The 16,604-nt window shown below is 43.7% G+C and carries 10 protein-coding genes; all 10 read left to right on the top strand.

What is annotated here, in order from left to right; all coding sequences use genetic code 11:
* Nucleotides 1–67 precede the first annotated feature (67 nt).
* The 10 genes from NSS92_RS14575 (at nt 68) to NSS92_RS14530 (ending at nt 16,587) form a co-directional block, all read left to right on the top strand.
* Complete coding sequence (locus tag NSS92_RS14575; RefSeq protein WP_340868791.1) at nt 68–952, top strand: alpha/beta hydrolase; 885 nt, start codon at nt 68–70, stop codon at nt 950–952.
* A gap of 4 nt (nt 953–956) precedes the next feature.
* On the top strand, nt 957–1,742 hold the full coding sequence (locus NSS92_RS14570) for a 2,3-dihydro-2,3-dihydroxybenzoate dehydrogenase (protein WP_267587062.1): 786 nt from the start codon (nt 957–959) through the stop codon (nt 1,740–1,742).
* A 26-nt stretch (nt 1,743–1,768) separates the two neighbouring features.
* Nucleotides 1,769–2,950, top strand: a complete 1,182-nt coding sequence (gene dhbC / locus NSS92_RS14565) for an isochorismate synthase DhbC (protein ID WP_340868788.1) — start codon at nt 1,769–1,771, stop codon at nt 2,948–2,950.
* Between the two features lie 24 nt (nt 2,951–2,974).
* Complete coding sequence (locus NSS92_RS14560; RefSeq protein ID WP_340868786.1) at nt 2,975–4,594, top strand: (2,3-dihydroxybenzoyl)adenylate synthase; 1,620 nt, start codon at nt 2,975–2,977, stop codon at nt 4,592–4,594.
* Nucleotides 4,595–4,612: 18 nt separating this feature from the next.
* Complete coding sequence (locus NSS92_RS14555) at nt 4,613–5,521, top strand: isochorismatase family protein (protein ID WP_340868784.1); 909 nt, start codon at nt 4,613–4,615, stop codon at nt 5,519–5,521.
* Between the two features lie 15 nt (nt 5,522–5,536).
* Nucleotides 5,537–12,685, top strand: coding sequence for an amino acid adenylation domain-containing protein (locus tag NSS92_RS14550; RefSeq protein WP_340868783.1), 7,149 nt, complete (start codon nt 5,537–5,539; stop codon nt 12,683–12,685).
* 20 nt (nt 12,686–12,705) lie between these two features.
* Nucleotides 12,706–12,933: an MbtH family protein gene (locus NSS92_RS14545; protein ID WP_025093680.1), complete on the top strand. Its 228-nt coding sequence runs from the start codon at nt 12,706–12,708 to the stop codon at nt 12,931–12,933.
* Between the two features lie 123 nt (nt 12,934–13,056).
* A complete protein-coding gene (locus NSS92_RS14540) occupies nt 13,057–14,682 on the top strand; it encodes a helix-turn-helix domain-containing protein (RefSeq protein ID WP_340868781.1) in 1,626 nt (541 codons plus the stop codon).
* Nucleotides 14,683–14,780: 98 nt separating this feature from the next.
* Complete coding sequence (locus tag NSS92_RS14535; protein WP_340868779.1) at nt 14,781–15,746, top strand: iron-hydroxamate ABC transporter substrate-binding protein; 966 nt, start codon at nt 14,781–14,783, stop codon at nt 15,744–15,746.
* Nucleotides 15,747–15,852: 106 nt separating this feature from the next.
* Nucleotides 15,853–16,587, top strand: a complete 735-nt coding sequence (locus NSS92_RS14530; RefSeq protein ID WP_340868776.1) for an alpha/beta hydrolase — start codon at nt 15,853–15,855, stop codon at nt 16,585–16,587.
* The last annotated feature ends 17 nt before the right edge of the window (nt 16,588–16,604 follow it).

The raw sequence follows: 16,604 nt of genomic DNA, 5'->3' as shown, positions 1-16,604 counted from the left end.
TCCTATATCCGCAAGCCTGCTTTTATCATCGTATGAGAGTCAATTTGAGGAAGGGGATTTTTTACACATGTCCAAACGCCCTGAAGGAATGGGTACTGAGGATTCTCTTTTCGGAGAAAGCCGTCCTTTTTTTATACCTGGGACGGAGCAACTGGATTTCACAGCACACCCATACAGACTTTTTATATTTAAACCGAATACTACTCCTCCAGCGGCTGGTTTTCCAGTCATGTACGTGCTTGATGGGAATTCACTTTTTGGCACAATGGTCGAAGCCATTCGTTTACAGTCAAGAAGACCCGAAAAAACAGGTGTTGTACCTGCCATCATTGTTGGAATTGGCTATCAGACAGAAGCGCCCTATCATCCGCTCAGGCATTATGATCTCACTCTAACCGGGCCTGACGCTTCCATTGGTGGCAAAAGAAAGGATTTCTCCACCCATACATATGGCGGCGCCTCTGCGTTCTTTTCTTTTTTAGAAAAGATTGTAAAGCCTTATATCGAGCAGCGCTTTCCGATCAACCAGAGTCGTCAAACACTGTTTGGGCACTCTCTTGGCGGTCTTTTTGTATTACACACACTATTTGAGCACCCTGATGCTTATCAGACATATATTGCAGGCAGTCCTTCTATCCACTGGAACAAAAAATTATTTCTAGAAAAAGAACACCAATTCACCAATCATATACGTCAGGTGCCTATGGATGTCAGGCTGCTTGTAGGTGTAGGTGAGTTAGAAAAACATCATCCGTGTCAAATGAATGATCATGCAAATTCACTAGCAAATCGTATGCTGCCTTTATCCTCATATGGCTTGCATACAGCCTATCACGAGTTCCCTAAAGAAGGACATACGTCCGTTTTACCGGTGCTGATGAATGACGCTTTTCGTTTTGCACTCTATCATGATGATCCTTTCACAACAACAGACATGAAGGAAAGGCAGTGAACACATGAAACACAGTGGTCTATCTCAAAAAATTGTCCTTGTCACAGGCGCAGGACAGGGTATTGGACAAGCAGTCGCAAAAAGACTAGCCGAAGAAGGTGCGATTATTGCAGCAGTTGATGTAAATGAAGATCAGCTGCAAAGCACCGTCCAGCAAATGAATGATGAAGGCATACGTGCCTTTGCCTATCCAGGTGACATTACCGATCAAGCATCTGTTCAGCACATGGTCGATCAAATTGAAAAGCAGCTTGGCCCCATTTATTTACTGGTCAATGTAGCAGGCATTCTTCGAATGGGTTCTATCGACCAGCTTAGTGCAGATGACTGGCAACAAACTTTCGCAGTCAACACACATGGTGTGTTTTACGTATCTCAAGCTGTCTCCAAATACATGATAAAAAGATCAGAAGGGGTCATTGTGACCGTCAGCTCTAACGCAGGTGCCATTCCTAGAATGAATATGGCTGCCTATGCCGCTTCAAAAGCAGCAGCTACTTCATTTACAAAAACGCTTGGATTAGAACTGGCTGCCTATGGAATCAGGTGCAACGTCGTCTCCCCTGGCTCTACCGCAACACCTATGCAATGGGCTTTATGGCCTGATGAACAAGGAGAAAATCAGGTGATTAAAGGTTCATTAGAGACGTATAAAACCGGTATTCCTTTACAAAAAATCGCTGATCCTCAAAACATCGCTGATGCAGTAATCTTCTTTGCATCTGAGCAATCAAGTCATATTACGATGCAGAATCTCACGATTGATGGCGGCGCAACACTCGGAATCTAGCATTTCATTCAAAAGGAGGCCTTTTCATGAAACATTCATTATTGTCGTCCGAAGAAAAAGTACAATTGCTTCAAGACTATCAGCCAGGTGCTTTTTTCCTTGCTTCCCCTAAACGCACGATACTTGCCGAAGGGATTTTCCAGCATATTGAAACCAATCAGCTAAATGAACTATCCACAAGGGTAGCGCACGTATTTGAAGATGCCAAACAAGCTGGAATTCAAACACCGATTGTGGCTGGTGCTGTCCCGTTTGATCCGGCGCAGCCCGTTCGTTTAAATGTACCAGTCCATGTACAGTTTAGTGATCCACTCGAATTTCAACAAGGTGATGAGGAATCAGAAGTGACATCACAATCCTATGAGGTGACACCTGTCCCTTCTCCTGAAGTCTACATGAATGGTGTGAACGAAGGGTTAGCTAAAATTGAAAAAGGAGAGCTTAGCAAAATCGTCATTTCTCGATCTCTCCATCTCAAATCAAATCAAGACATTCATACGAAAACAATACTCGAACGACTGGCTCGTCATAATACGAATGGCTATACGTTTGCTGCAAATGTAGCTGATCCGAAGTCTTCCCAAAAGCGCACACTTCTTGGGGCAAGCCCTGAGCTGCTCCTTTCTAAAACCGGTTCATCTGTGATTTCCAATCCACTCGCTGGTTCCCGGCCGCGCAGTTCGGATCCAGTAGAAGACCAGCGTCGCCACGATGAACTCCTTACTTCAGCGAAGGATTTACACGAGCATGCAGTGGTTGTTGAAGCTGTCACTAAAGCGCTTTCTCCTTACTGTCATACACTAGATGTGCCTGCATCACCATCCGTCATACAAACTGAAACGATGTGGCATTTATCTACTGTCGTAAAAGGAGAATTAGCAGATGACAGTGTGTCCTCAATAGATTTAGCGCTTAGCCTTCATCCAACACCCGCAGTATGCGGAACACCTACAGCAGATGCACGTGAAGCCATTCAAGCGATTGAACCCTTCGATCGAGGATTTTTTACAGGAATGGTCGGTTGGGCAGATGCAAATGGTGATGGTGATTGGATTGTCACCATTCGTTGTGCAGAAGCTGAGGGTCAATCCCTCCGCCTCTTTGCTGGTGCAGGAGTGGTCAAAGGATCAAAGGCAGAAGAAGAGCTAGCTGAAACATCTGCAAAATTCAACACGATGCTTCATGCAATGGGCATCCATCAGTTATAAAAATACATAGGAGATGACAAAAACATGTTTGTTCAACCACCTACATGGCCAGAAGAATTTGCAAAACGCTACCGTGAAAACGGCTGTTGGCGTGGGGAAACCTTTGGCGGTATGCTTCGTGAACGCGCCGCATCGTTAGGAAATAAAACAGCGATTACATACGCTGATACGCATATGAGCTACCAAGAACTTGATCAGCGTGTCAGCAGTCTTGCCGCCGGTTTTCATCAGCTTGGAATTCAAAAGGGAAGTCGAGTTGTCGTACAGCTTCCTAACATTCCTGCTTTTTTTGAAGTCATTTTCGCTTTATTTCGCATCGGTGCTTTACCCGTCTTCTCGCTGCCATCTCATAGAAGCAGTGAAATCACTTATTTTATTGAGTTTGCCGAAGCAGACGCATATGTCATACCAGATATCGATGGCGGCTTTGATTATCGATCACTCGCACGTCAAGTGAAAGAAAAGCTTCCCTCATTACCTCATGTCATTGTTGCAGGGGAAGCTGAGGAATTCCTTGACTTGGATGATCTGCGCAAGGATCCAGCACTTGATCCTCAAATTCACGTAGAGGCAAGCGATATTGCGTTTCTTCAGTTATCTGGAGGCAGCACAGGCCTTTCAAAGCTTATTCCTCGTACACATGATGACTATATTTATAGTCTTTGGAAAAGCAATGAGGTGTGCGAGCTCACACAAGATAGTGTGTATCTAGCTACACTTCCAGTTGCGCACAACTATCCATTAAGCTCGCCTGGCGTCCTTGGGACGTTATACGCAGGCGGAAGAGTCGTTCTTGCACCTGGATCAAGCCCTGATGTCGTCTTTCCACTCATTGGAAAAGAACGGGCGACCATTACCGCTGTCGTTCCACCAATTGCATTGATTTGGCTAGAGGCCGCTCCTCATCGATCAGATGACTTATCGAGTCTTGAAGTCTTACAAGTCGGTGGTGCTAAATTCAGTGCTGAGGCAGCAAAACGAGTGATGCCTGCCCTTGGATGTAAGTTACAGCAAGTTTTTGGCATGGCAGAAGGTCTGGTCAACTATACCAGGTTAGATGATCCTGAACATATCATTATTCATACACAAGGACGCCCGATGTCTGAATATGATGAGGTGCTAGTGGTAGATGATGAGGACAAGCCCGTCCCGCATGAAGTGGCTGGACATCTTTTAACAAGAGGACCTTATACGATTCGCGGCTACTATAAAGCCGATGAACAAAACAAAAAAGCATTTACACCCGATGGTTTTTACAGAACAGGTGACATCGTGCGATTAACCAAAGAAGGAAATGTTGTTGTAGAAGGCAGAGACAAAGATCAAATCAATCGTGGCGGCGAAAAGGTTGCTGCTGAAGAAGTTGAGAACCATTTACTTGCCCATCCTGACATTCATGATGCCGCCATGGTGTCTATGCCAGATCCTTTTCTTGGCGAACGCTCATGTGCCTTTGTCATTGCGAAAGGAAACAACAAACCAGCACCGCACGTCTTAAAATCATTTCTAAGAGAACGCGGGCTCGCAGCCTATAAAATTCCTGACCGCATTGAATGGATCGATGCGTTCCCACAAACAGGTGTAGGCAAAGTCAGTAAAAAAGCATTAAGAGAATTAGCTGCAACCCATACTGCCAACGTATAAAAATGAGGAGTGAAAATCATGGCAATCCCTACTATTCCTGCATATCCAATGCCAAGCACACAAGATTTACCCGAAAATAAAGTGAACTGGATACCAGATCCGAAACGTGCTGTTCTGCTGATACATGACATGCAGCAATATTTTTTAAATGCATTTCAACAAGATACTTCACCGATCACAGAGTTAGTGCAGCATATTGAACAATTACGTGATACATGCAATGAACTTGGCATTCCAGTCGTCTATACAGCTCAGCCTGGTGACCAAGACCCGAAGGATCGTGCCTTATTAACAGATTTTTGGGGACCTGGACTTGGTGATGATGAAGCATTGACAAAAATCATTGATCAGCTTGCTCCATCTGAAACAGATACAATGCTGACAAAATGGCGTTATAGCGCATTCAAGAAATCTAATTTTTTGGATATTCTTCAAGAAGGCGGGCGTGATCAACTGATCATTACTGGCGTATATGCACATATCGGCTGTATGCTGACAGCCGCAGAAGCATTCATGCTCGATATTGAAACCTTTTTTGTCGCCGATGCCGTCGCTGACTTTTCACTTAAGCATCACAAAATGGCGATGACCTATGCAGCTGAACGCTGTGCGGTCACCACAACAACAAACCAAATCATTAGTCGCTTAACAGGACAAGAAGCAAACAGTGATGATTTATCCTTTGAGGCCATCGTTTACCAAGTAGCTGAGTATCTCCAAATCGAGCCAAATGAAATACCGCTTGACGAGAATCTCGTCTACCTTGGGCTTGATTCAATTAGAATGATGAGCCTAGCGGAAAAGTGGAGGCAGCAAGGAGCGACAGTCAATTTCGTTGAGCTTGCAGCAAATCCAACGCTCGCTCATTGGCGGACTCTTCTTTTCCCAGAAAAACAGCCATCTATCCCAAATATCGATTACTTGTAAAGGAGGAATAGACCCTTGTCGATCCAGTCAGTCGATTCATTCCCGCTAACCGGTGCCCAATCAGGCATTTGGTACGCGCAGCAGCTTGATCCATCTAATCCTATTTTCAATACAGCTGAGTATATAGAGATTAAAGGTCCTATTGATTCCATACAATTTGAAGCAGCCATTAGAAAGACTGTCTTAGAAGCAGATTCCTTGTATATGCAATTCGTTGAGGATACTGACGGTCCAAAGCAATGGATGACATCTAAGAAAGAGATCCCATTTCAATATGTCAATTTACAAAATGAAAAACAGCCGTTTAATGAGGCTAAAGCATGGATGAAAGCCGATCTTTCAACACCAGTCTCTTTAGAGAAAGATGTATTATTCCGTGAAATACTTTTTCAACTTGCTGACGACCGATTTATCTGGTATCAGCGCATTCATCACATTGCCATTGATGGATTCGCCTTTTCGCTCATTGCACGTCGTGTTGCTGAGGTCTATTCAGCCTTATCGAAAGGGACACCTGTGCCTCCTCAAACATTTGGAGCCTTACATGACGTAGTCCAAGAGGAGACCACTTATCGACAGTCCAATCGATATGAAGCTGATCGAGCGTTTTGGAAAAATCGTTTTGCTGATCAACCGGAAATTGTCAGCCTTGCTGAACTTGCCCCAAGAACGTCGGATCATTTTATCCGAAAAACGGCTGGCTACGATGCCGAAAAGGTAAGCAAAATGAAAAAAAATGCTCAAACCTTCGGTGGTACGTGGCATGAAATGATCCTTGCTGCATCCGCTTTATATATGCATCGTATGACTGGTGCACATGATATTGTTTTAGGATTACCAGTTATGATGCGCCTTGGATCGTGCGCCTTACAAACACCTGGAATGGTCATGAACCTGGTACCGCTTCGTTTAACATGCAAACCAGAAATGACACTCTCAGCACTTGTTCGCCAAGTATCTGATGAACTAAAAGCCATTCGCCCTCATCAAAGATATCGTCACGAGGACATGCGGAGAGACTTTAAACTCATCGGAAGAAATCAGCGATTATTTGGCCCACAAATCAATATCATGCCATTTGATTATGATCTCATGTTCGATCAGAGCGTTGGTCAAGCACATAACCTTTCAGCAGGACCCGTAGATGATATATCGATTAACATATATGACCGCGCGGATGGGAACGGATTTCAAATCGACTTTGATGCAAACCCTGCCGTTTACAAAGAGCAAGCAGTTGACGCTCATCAGCAGCGTTTTCTGCAATTGCTGGAGGAAATAACCGGACTAGAGCAAGATCAGACGATCAGTCAATTCAACCTTCTTTTGTCTGAAGAGAAAGAGAACATCCTCAAGCACTGGAATAATACAAAACGAGAATTACCAAAGGAATCTTTACGGGAACTATTTGAAAAACAAGTGCGCAAAACACCACAAGCAAAAGCATTACAGTTTGAAGGAATTACTTTGACCTATGAAGAGTTGAATCAACGTGCTAATCAATTAGCTCATTATTTGAAAAAACATGGCATTGGACCAGAACAATTTGTTGCAATTGCTCTGCCTCGATCCATCGATATGGTCGTAAGTCTTTTAGCCGTCGCCAAAACAGGAGCCGCATATCTGCCATTAGACCCTGATTATCCTAACGATCGTGTTGCCTATATGCTAGAAGATGCCAAACCAGCGTGCTTGCTCACAGTCAAAGAGACAGCAGACGGTTTGGACCATCCGCACATCGTTCAGCTGGATGATTCAACTGTTCATCAGGAGATAGCAGACAGTCCGCATCTCAATCCGACTTGGAGCGAGGGCTCTACACATCAACCGGCTTACATCCTCTACACGTCAGGATCGACAGGCAAACCAAAGGGTGTTGTTGTAACAAAACGAAATGTGATCAACTTTATATTGTCTATGCAAGATTCATTTTTATTAGATCAAGAAGACCAGCTTTTAGCGGTAACGACCATTGCCTTTGATATTTCTGGGCTGGAAATGTTCCTCCCGCTTTTACATGGTGCTGCTATTTTATTAGCAAAAAAAGAAACCATACAAGAACCAGCAAAGCTTTCAGACATGATTCGTTCTCATCATGTCACAATCATGCAGGCAACACCAACGTTATGGCATGCGTTGGCAGATGAATACCCTGATGTGATCACAGGTATGCGTGTTCTTGTTGGAGGTGAAGCACTCCCTGCCTCCCTTTTGCACACACTGCAATCTCTTCAATGTGACATTACTAATTTGTACGGACCTACAGAAACGACGATCTGGTCTACGATGGAAAATGTCACAGCACATCGAGAAAATAGTGGACCGGCAATCGGTAAACCCATTTGGAATACGAGCATTTACATTTTAGATGAAGGACTAAACCCAGTCCCAGCAGGGTCAATCGGTGAACTTTATATTGCAGGTGAAGGAGTATCCAGAGGATATCTTGGACGATATGATTTAACGGCTGAACGCTTTGTCGCTGATCCATTCGGCACAAAAGGCACGAGAATGTATCGTACTGGTGATTTAGCCAGATGGCGTGAAGATGGTTCAATTGATTATATCAGCCGTGCAGATCATCAAATTAAAATACGCGGCTTCCGTATTGAGCTAGGTGAAATTGAAACAGTGATGATGCAGCACCAATCCATAAAGCATACATCTGTTATCGTTCGTGAGGATCAACCTGGACAGCAGCTGCTTTGTGCGTATGTTGTGCTGACAGACGGCTCTTCTCTGCACCCTTCAGAGCTCAGGCAGTTTGCGGCTGCATTACTTCCTGATTACATGGTGCCTTCTGCTGTTGTCGTTTTGCCAGAACTTCCACTTACACCAAACGGCAAAATCGACCGCAAAGCATTACCAGCACCAAATATGTCTTTAGTTAGTTCTGAGCGTACACCTAGAACACCACAAGAAGACATGTTATGTAGTTTATTTGCAGAAACCCTTGGTCTATCTCAAATTGGCATAGATGATAGTTTCTTTGACTTAGGAGGACATTCCTTACTCGCCGCTCGTCTGCTTCGACGTATTCGCGATACACTTGGTGCAGACCTAAGCATGAGTACCATTTTTGAATCTCCTCGAGTTGCTGAGCTTGCGCAGCACATTGACAAAGCGAAGGACATTCGGCCACCGCTTCAGGTAGAAGACAAGCCAGATGAGATTCCGTTATCCTTTGCCCAAAAACGGCTCTGGTTCCTTCATTGCCTTGAAGGACCAAGTCCAACTTACAATATTCCACTTGTCATTCAGCTGACAGGCACACTAGATCAAACAGCTCTAATGGGTGCTTTAGCAGATATCACTGAAAAACATGAAACCCTTAGAACCATTTTTCCAAATAAGAACGGCATGCCAAGACAGGTCATTTTACACCCCAAAAGTGTTCAGCCTGAGCTCCATGTCACAGCTTCAAGCGATCAACAAATTGAGAATCAATTAAACGAAGCCATTCGCTATAGCTTTCAGATCGAAGAAGAACCTGCACTGCGAGCTGAATTATTCATGCTTGATGCAAATCGGTCTGTCCTGCTTCTATTGCTGCATCATATCGCTGGTGACGGCTGGTCACTTGCACCATTGACACGAGACTTAGCGGCTGCTTATGAAGCCCGTATACAAGGAAAATCTATCTCCTTGCCAGCGGAACCTGTTCAATATGCTGACTATGCTATTTGGCAGCAGAAGCTGTTGGGCAGTGAAGAAGAGACGGATAGTCTATTTGCCAAGCAGCTCAGCTATTGGAAAGGTGCCTTACATGACCTGCCTGAAGAACTTGAGCTTCCCTATGACTTCCCACGTCCACAGGAAGGGAGCTTTAACGGTGCGACGATAGATTTTACGATTGAACCCGCTTTACATCAGAACCTCCTTGAGCTTGCAAAGCAGCATCAGGTGAGTTTGTTCATGGTGCTTCAAGCATCCCTTGCAGCATTACTGACACGCCTTGGGGCCGGTACAGATATCCCAATTGGCAGTCCAATTGCTGGACGGAATGACGATGCACTTGACGATATTGTGGGATTATTTGTGAACACACTAGTATTACGTACAAATACAGGTGGTAATCCAACCTTTAGTGAGCTTTTGAAGCGAGTGAGAGACGTTGACTTAGCAGCCTATGAGCACCAGGATCTGCCATTTGAAAGGCTAGTCGAAATCCTAAATCCAACCAGGTCCAGATCACGAAATCCATTGTTCCAGGTTATGCTTGCGTTCCAAAATACACCGAAGGCAGAAATGAAGCTGACACAACTTGACTCAGACCTCTACGTGAAACCAGTAGGGTCAGCTAAATTTGATCTGACCATCGAATTGGCAGAACAAAGAACGGAAACTGGGTCAGCAGCAGGATTAACAGGATTGTTTGAATTCAGTACAGATGTATTTAAACAAAGCACCATTCGAGCAATCGCTGACAGAATGAAGCGCTTTTTAACAGAGGTAGCTGAGCGTCCACATCTGCCGATTGGTCAAGTGAACATTTTATCAGATAAAGAGCGGCAAACATTTCTCCCTGACAAAAAGACATATGCTCAGTTAGACCAAGCATATAGTCTCCCGGCCTTATTTGAAAAAACGGCGCAGCAATACCCTGATCGAGTCGCAGTAACGGATGGCAAGAGGCAGCTTACCTATGAAGAGTTAAACAACAAAGCCAATCGTCTTGCTCATTTATTAATAGAAAGAGGCGTTGGACCAGAACAGTTCGTTGCACTTGCCCTGCCTAGATCAATCGATATGCTCGTAAGCTTATTAGCCGTTCATAAAGCAGGCGCAGCCTATGTTCCGCTTGATCCTGATTACCCAGCAGACAGGCTGGCATACATGATACAAGATGCCAAACCAGTTTGCAGCATCACAACAAAAGCAGATGCAATGCACCTGCCTGCTGATTGCGATTTGATTTTGTTAGACGAAAAGGAAACGAGCGATCAATTGCTGACTACGCCAAATCACAATCCGGCTGATATAGACAGAATTGAGCCGCTATCTTCTCTGCATCCGGCCTATATTATTTATACATCCGGTTCTACAGGGAAACCAAAAGGAGTGGTCATCCCACACCAAAATGTCATCCGTCTTCTAACATCTACTGAACATTGGTTCCATTTTGATGAAGAAGATGTTTGGACAATGTTCCATTCATATGCCTTTGACTTTTCAGTATGGGAAATTTGGGGACCACTTTTATATGGCGGCCGACTTGTCATTGTATCTCATACCATCTCTCGCTCTCCAGAAGAGATGCTGCAGCTCCTAGTTGAGGAAGGTGTGACTGTACTTAATCAAACACCTTCTGCCTTCTATCAGCTCATGCAGATAGACAAGGAACAACAAACACTTGGTCAAGCATTATCACTCCGCTATGTCATCTTTGGCGGTGAAGCATTAGAGCTTAGCAGATTAGAAGATTGGTACAGCCGTCACTCAGACTGTAAGCCAAAGCTAATCAACATGTACGGCATTACAGAAACCACCGTTCACGTTACGTATAATGTACTCAATCGAGATATGATCACAAAGAACTCCAGCAGTTTAATAGGCGAACCGATTCCTGATTTACACGTGTACGTACTAGATGAATACCTACAGCCTGTTCCCCCTGGGACGACAGGTGAAATGTATGTAGCTGGAGCTGGCCTTGCAAGAGGTTATCTAGGCAGACCTGACCTGACATCAGATCGATTCCCTGCCGATCCTTATGGAGCACCTGGCACAAGGATGTATCGCACAGGCGACCTTGCGCGCTGGACAGAAGAAGGGGCTCTTGATTACATCGGCAGAGCTGATCATCAAATTAAAATACGCGGATTTCGCATTGAACTTGGAGAAATCGAAGCCGTACTGGCACGCCACGATGCAGTTGCACAAGTTGCCGTCATGATGCGAGAGGATCAGCCTGGCGACAAACGCTTAGTCGCATATATCGTCACAACTGAAGAAGACCGTTTCGATACTGAAACCCTTCGTCATTTTGCAGCAGCCAGTCTTCCTGATTACATGGTGCCCGCGACATATGTACAAATTGACACCATGCCGCTTACAGCAAACGGGAAGCTTGATCAAAAATCACTGCCAGCACCTCAATTGCATATGCAGCAAGCAGATGGCCGCGGCCCAAGAAACCCGAAAGAGGAAATCCTATGTCATCTCTTTGAAGAGGTGCTTGATTTACCTAAAATCAGCATAGACGATCGCTTTTTTGACATTGGCGGGCATTCCTTACTTGCGGTTCGTTTAATCAGCCGCATTCGTGATGCACTTGGTGTCAAACTAAGCATCGGAACGTTGTTTGAAGCACCAAATGTAGCAAGTTTGGCAGAGAAACTAGAAAAAGGAAGCGATGAAAACGCACTAGACATCCTGCTGCCACTGCGAACAAATGGAGAAAGAAATCCTCTCTTCTGTGTTCACCCAGCAGGTGGTCTGAGCTGGTGCTATGCAGGTCTCTTGAATACATTAGAAAAAGACATCCCTATTTATGGATTACAGGCTCGAGGAATCGCAAGAAAAGATGACTACCCGCACACATTAGATGATATGGCTGCGGATTACATCAAGCACATCAAAACGATTCAGCCAAAAGGCCCTTATCATCTTCTTGGCTGGTCACTAGGCGGAAACGTTGTACAAGCAATGGCTACTCAGCTCCAGCAGCAAGGTGAAGAAATCGCACTCGTTGCGATGCTGGATGCCTATCCAAACCATTTCTTGCCGATTAAAGAAGCACCTGATGAAGAAGAAGCACTCATCGCTCTTCTTGCGCTTGGCGGTTATGATCCAGATACCTTAACAGGTGAACCGCTCACGATGAAAAGTGCCGTCGACATCTTGAAAAAAGATGGCAGTGCACTAGCTAGCTTAAGTGAAGATGCCATTAGAAATCTAAAAGAAACCTATGTTAATTCAGTTCGATTGCTTGGAGAATATCAGCCAAAAACTTATCAGGGGGACATATTATTCTTTAGATCTACCATTATCCCAGATTGGTTTACACCAATTGATCCCGAAGCATGGGCACCTTATATCAACGGAACAATCGAACAGCACGACATTCATTGCCGGCACAAAGACATGTGCCAGCCTAAACCCCTAGCAGAAATTGGTGTCATCTTAGACAACGCACTGCATCGGGTTAAACAAAAGCACTAAGAATAAAGGAGAGATGACAAATGACAAATCCCTTTGATCGTGAAGACGGTGTATTTCTTGTGCTTGTCAATGAACAAGGACAGCATTCACTTTGGCCATCATTTGCACCAGTGCCAGATGGTTGGGAAAAAGTCTTTGGTGAAGACACTAGAAATGCCTGCATCGATTATATCCAGACACACTGGCAGGACTTGCGGCCATTAAGCTTAACAAAAGAACCTGCACTAGCACATGGAAAAACGGAATAAATCATCGCACCCTGATCTCCATCAGGGTGCTTTTTTGACAGAATAAACATCACCATCTTTCAGCTCTTTCTGCTACAATTTAATTGAGAATGTTTATCAACCAATAAGAGATCAGGTGGTTTTATGGGAAACAACAATCAATTATGTACATCGGCAAATGCCGAACAATTCATCTATCGATTAACATATACTGAAAAAATAAATAATGCGGAGCTTCCACATACAGAGCAGCAGCTATCAGATACATTCTGCCTCCTCTTCAGCATAAGCGGCAGCGGTTTACTCACATTGAACGATCAAAAATGGCGTTTGAACCATCTGACACTCTATACGATCAAGCCGGGGGAAACATTTATGTTAAAAACAGAGCCTTATCAAAAACACGAGCTCTATCTGTTTCGCTTTCAGCTCTACACGCTACAAGATCAAAACATAGGAGAAGTATCAACGGAACACGCCCGTTCTTTACTGAATAAATGGCAATTTATCGATATTAGTTCGATTGAACACATTCATTCTTTACTGTCCGATATGACAGAGGAATGGCAAAGACCTGAATCCATTAGCTTTTTTAGAAGCCAAACTCTTTTTCAGCAGCTCATTATGCAGCTTTTCACACTGCATAAAGAAGATATTTGTGACACGGCACATGCCCTTTTCAAAACAAAACAATATATCGATCAACATTCCGAAGAACCCCTCAGCCTTACAAGCCTATCTCATATGGCTGGCATCAGCGCCAATCATTACAGTGAGCTATTTAAAAAGCATTTTGATGTGAGTGTCACTGATTATATCACCAAGAAAAGGATGGCTAGAGCCAAACAATTAATGGCAAAAGGCAACGCAAAGCTCAAAGACATTGCACTGGAAATCGGCTATCAAGATCCGTATTACTTTAGCCGCATCTTTAAGAAAAAAACGGGCATGACCCCTTCTACTTATATGAGAAGCCGTCAGCGAAAAATTGCAGCCTATGGCCATTCCATACTCGGCCAGCTCACACCCATTCATATCATCCCATATGCTGCCCCTCTTCACCCTAAATGGACAGCACATGATTTTGAGCATCATGCAGAAGAAATTCCGATTCACCTGAGTGCACATCGGATCAACGAGCACGCTGAAGCCAATTTACAGCAATTAAAGGAAGCAAAGCCTGAGCTGATCATTGCCAATGATCATGTGACAGAGGAAGAAAAACAAGTGTTAAAAACCATCTGTCCTGTTCACTTTGTTCCATTCACACAATTGGATTGGCGCACTCAATTCAGACAAACAGCTATGTTCCTAAACGAAGCGAAAGAAGCAGAAGAATGGCTGATTCATTACGAGGAACTCGTCATTCAAGCGAAAAAGGCATGCCTTTTCGATCATCCACCAAAAACCGTCCTGCCTCTTCGTATCTTTCAAGATCAGCTCTACTTGTCTGTAAATCGCACCATGTCCGAAGTGATTTTTCATGACATTGGTCTTCTGCCAGCGTTTCAGAATGATGGTCAGCTAATAGAAAAAAAAATCAGCATTCGCTCCATACAACAGCTAGACCCAGATGCCATCTTCCTCTTCTTGCATAAAGAACCAAAAACCATTGCTTTTTATCAAAAGTTAAAGCAACAGGAGGCTTGGCAAAATCTCAAAGCTGTGACGCAACAAGCAGTCTATCCGCTCACTTCTGACCCTTGGCGTGAATACACAGCAGCCAGTCATCAACGAGTCATTCAGGACCTTTTATCTTTTTTTCCGTAAAAAGTCCATCATTTGACAGAGAATTGTCTATGGATAAAAGGACGAAAGCCTAATACAATCTTTAATTGAGAACAATTATCAGTTAAAGGAGAAAACAAATGAAAAAATGGTTCGCATTGCTTATCCTTTGTATCATGACGATCACCGCAGCAGCCTGTGGTGCTGCAGAAAATAAACCTGCTTCAAACACAGCCAAAAGCAAGTCAGCTGAAACAGCAGAAACAAATATCAACTACTTAGATCAAACGTACAAACTCAAAACACCAGTGAAACGAATTGTCATTGCTGGAAGCCTTGAATCAATGGAAGATGCAAAATTACTTGGTATCGAGCCTATTGGTGCTTCTACTGTAGGCGGCACATTCCCTGAATTATTTAAAGACATCACAGCAAAAACAGAAGGCATTGGCGAAAAAACAGAACCGAACCTAGAAAAAATCCTAAAACTAAAGCCAGATGTGATACTCGGATCAACAAAGTTCCCACCTGCAACAATTAAAAAATTGGATAAAGTCCAAACGACGATCCCAGTATCCCATGTCTCTTCTGACTGGGAGAGCAATATTTTATTGCTCGGTACACTTACTGGAAAAAGTGAAGAAGCCAAAAACATCATTTCTGATTATCAGAAAGATCTCAAACAAGCGAAAGAAACCCTGAAAGACAAAAGCAGCAACAAAACAGCTGTCATTTTGCGCATTAGACAGGGCGACCTGTACGTATATCCTGAAGACGTATACTTCAACTCTACCTTATATGGAGACTTAGGATTTACAGTACCAAGTGATATCAAAAAAGCCAAAGCACAAGCATTGATTTCATTGGAGCGCCTAGGCGAACTCAATCCTGACTATATTTTTGTTCAGTTCTCTAAAGAGGAAAACTCATCGAATCCAAATGCATTGAAGGACTTAGAGAAAAATAAAATTTGGACAAGCCTAAAAGCTGTGAAAAATGGGCACATCAATGAAAATGTCGTTGATCCTATGCTTCAAGGAGGAACAGCACTAAGCAAAACAACCTTCCTTGATAAGGCCGTCAAATGGTTAGAGAAAAACAATTAAAAAAAGAAGCGCCAATTTGCGCAATCAGATTGTTGACAAAGGGCTAAAATGTTTAGCCCTTTGTCTTCTTTTCAACGTAGTTGAAAACCTTTAGGAGAGGATACACATGAACGGAACGTTTCTATATGACGAGCTTAACGGGCGTCAACTTGATATTTACCTTCCGCAGGACACCTCTATTGATGTTCCAGCTGTCTTTGTACAAGATGGCTCTTCTTTGTTTAGAACACACCTGCTAGAGATCGAAAGAATGATCGAAACCCAAACCATCTCGCCAATCATCATCGTCGGCATACACCCCTTCAATCGACTTGACGAATATACACCCTGGAAGGCGTCATCACTGCGATCTGGGTTCCCTGACTTTAAAGGCGAGGCACAGACGTATGTGTCTTTTTTAGCGAATGACTTGCTCCCATATATCAAAAGAGAATATCCAGTTCAAGAGACCTGTCATGAACATAGCCACGTAGGTGCTTCATTAGGTGGACTATTTGCAATTTATACCTTATTCATGCACCCTGACCTTTTCAAAAACATCGCATCTATCTCCGGGTCATTTTGGTATCAAGATTTTCTATCGTTTGCTAAACAACACAGCATTCAGTGTGTGGATCACTTTATTTATTTGTCTGTAGGCAGTGAAGAAGGAAAAGGCAAAACATCTGCTCAACAGCACATGCCTTTATTCACCAAACAACTACATGACCTTTTATTACAGAAAGGGATGCAGGAATGGCAGCTGCAATACCACATCGAACAAGGGGAGGGCCATCATCTGAAACAATTTCAAAAAAATTTCATATCGGCCCTAAAGTGGTTTTATAAAAAAGAACGCTAATTTTTTATCAGCATGGC

This window comes from Bacillus sp. FSL M8-0166, assembly GCF_038008825.1.
Classification (GTDB): domain Bacteria; phylum Bacillota; class Bacilli; order Bacillales; family Bacillaceae; genus Bacillus; species Bacillus safensis.
The sequence above is the reverse complement of the archived record's forward strand: the minus strand, read 5'-3'. Positions and strand labels throughout refer to the sequence as shown.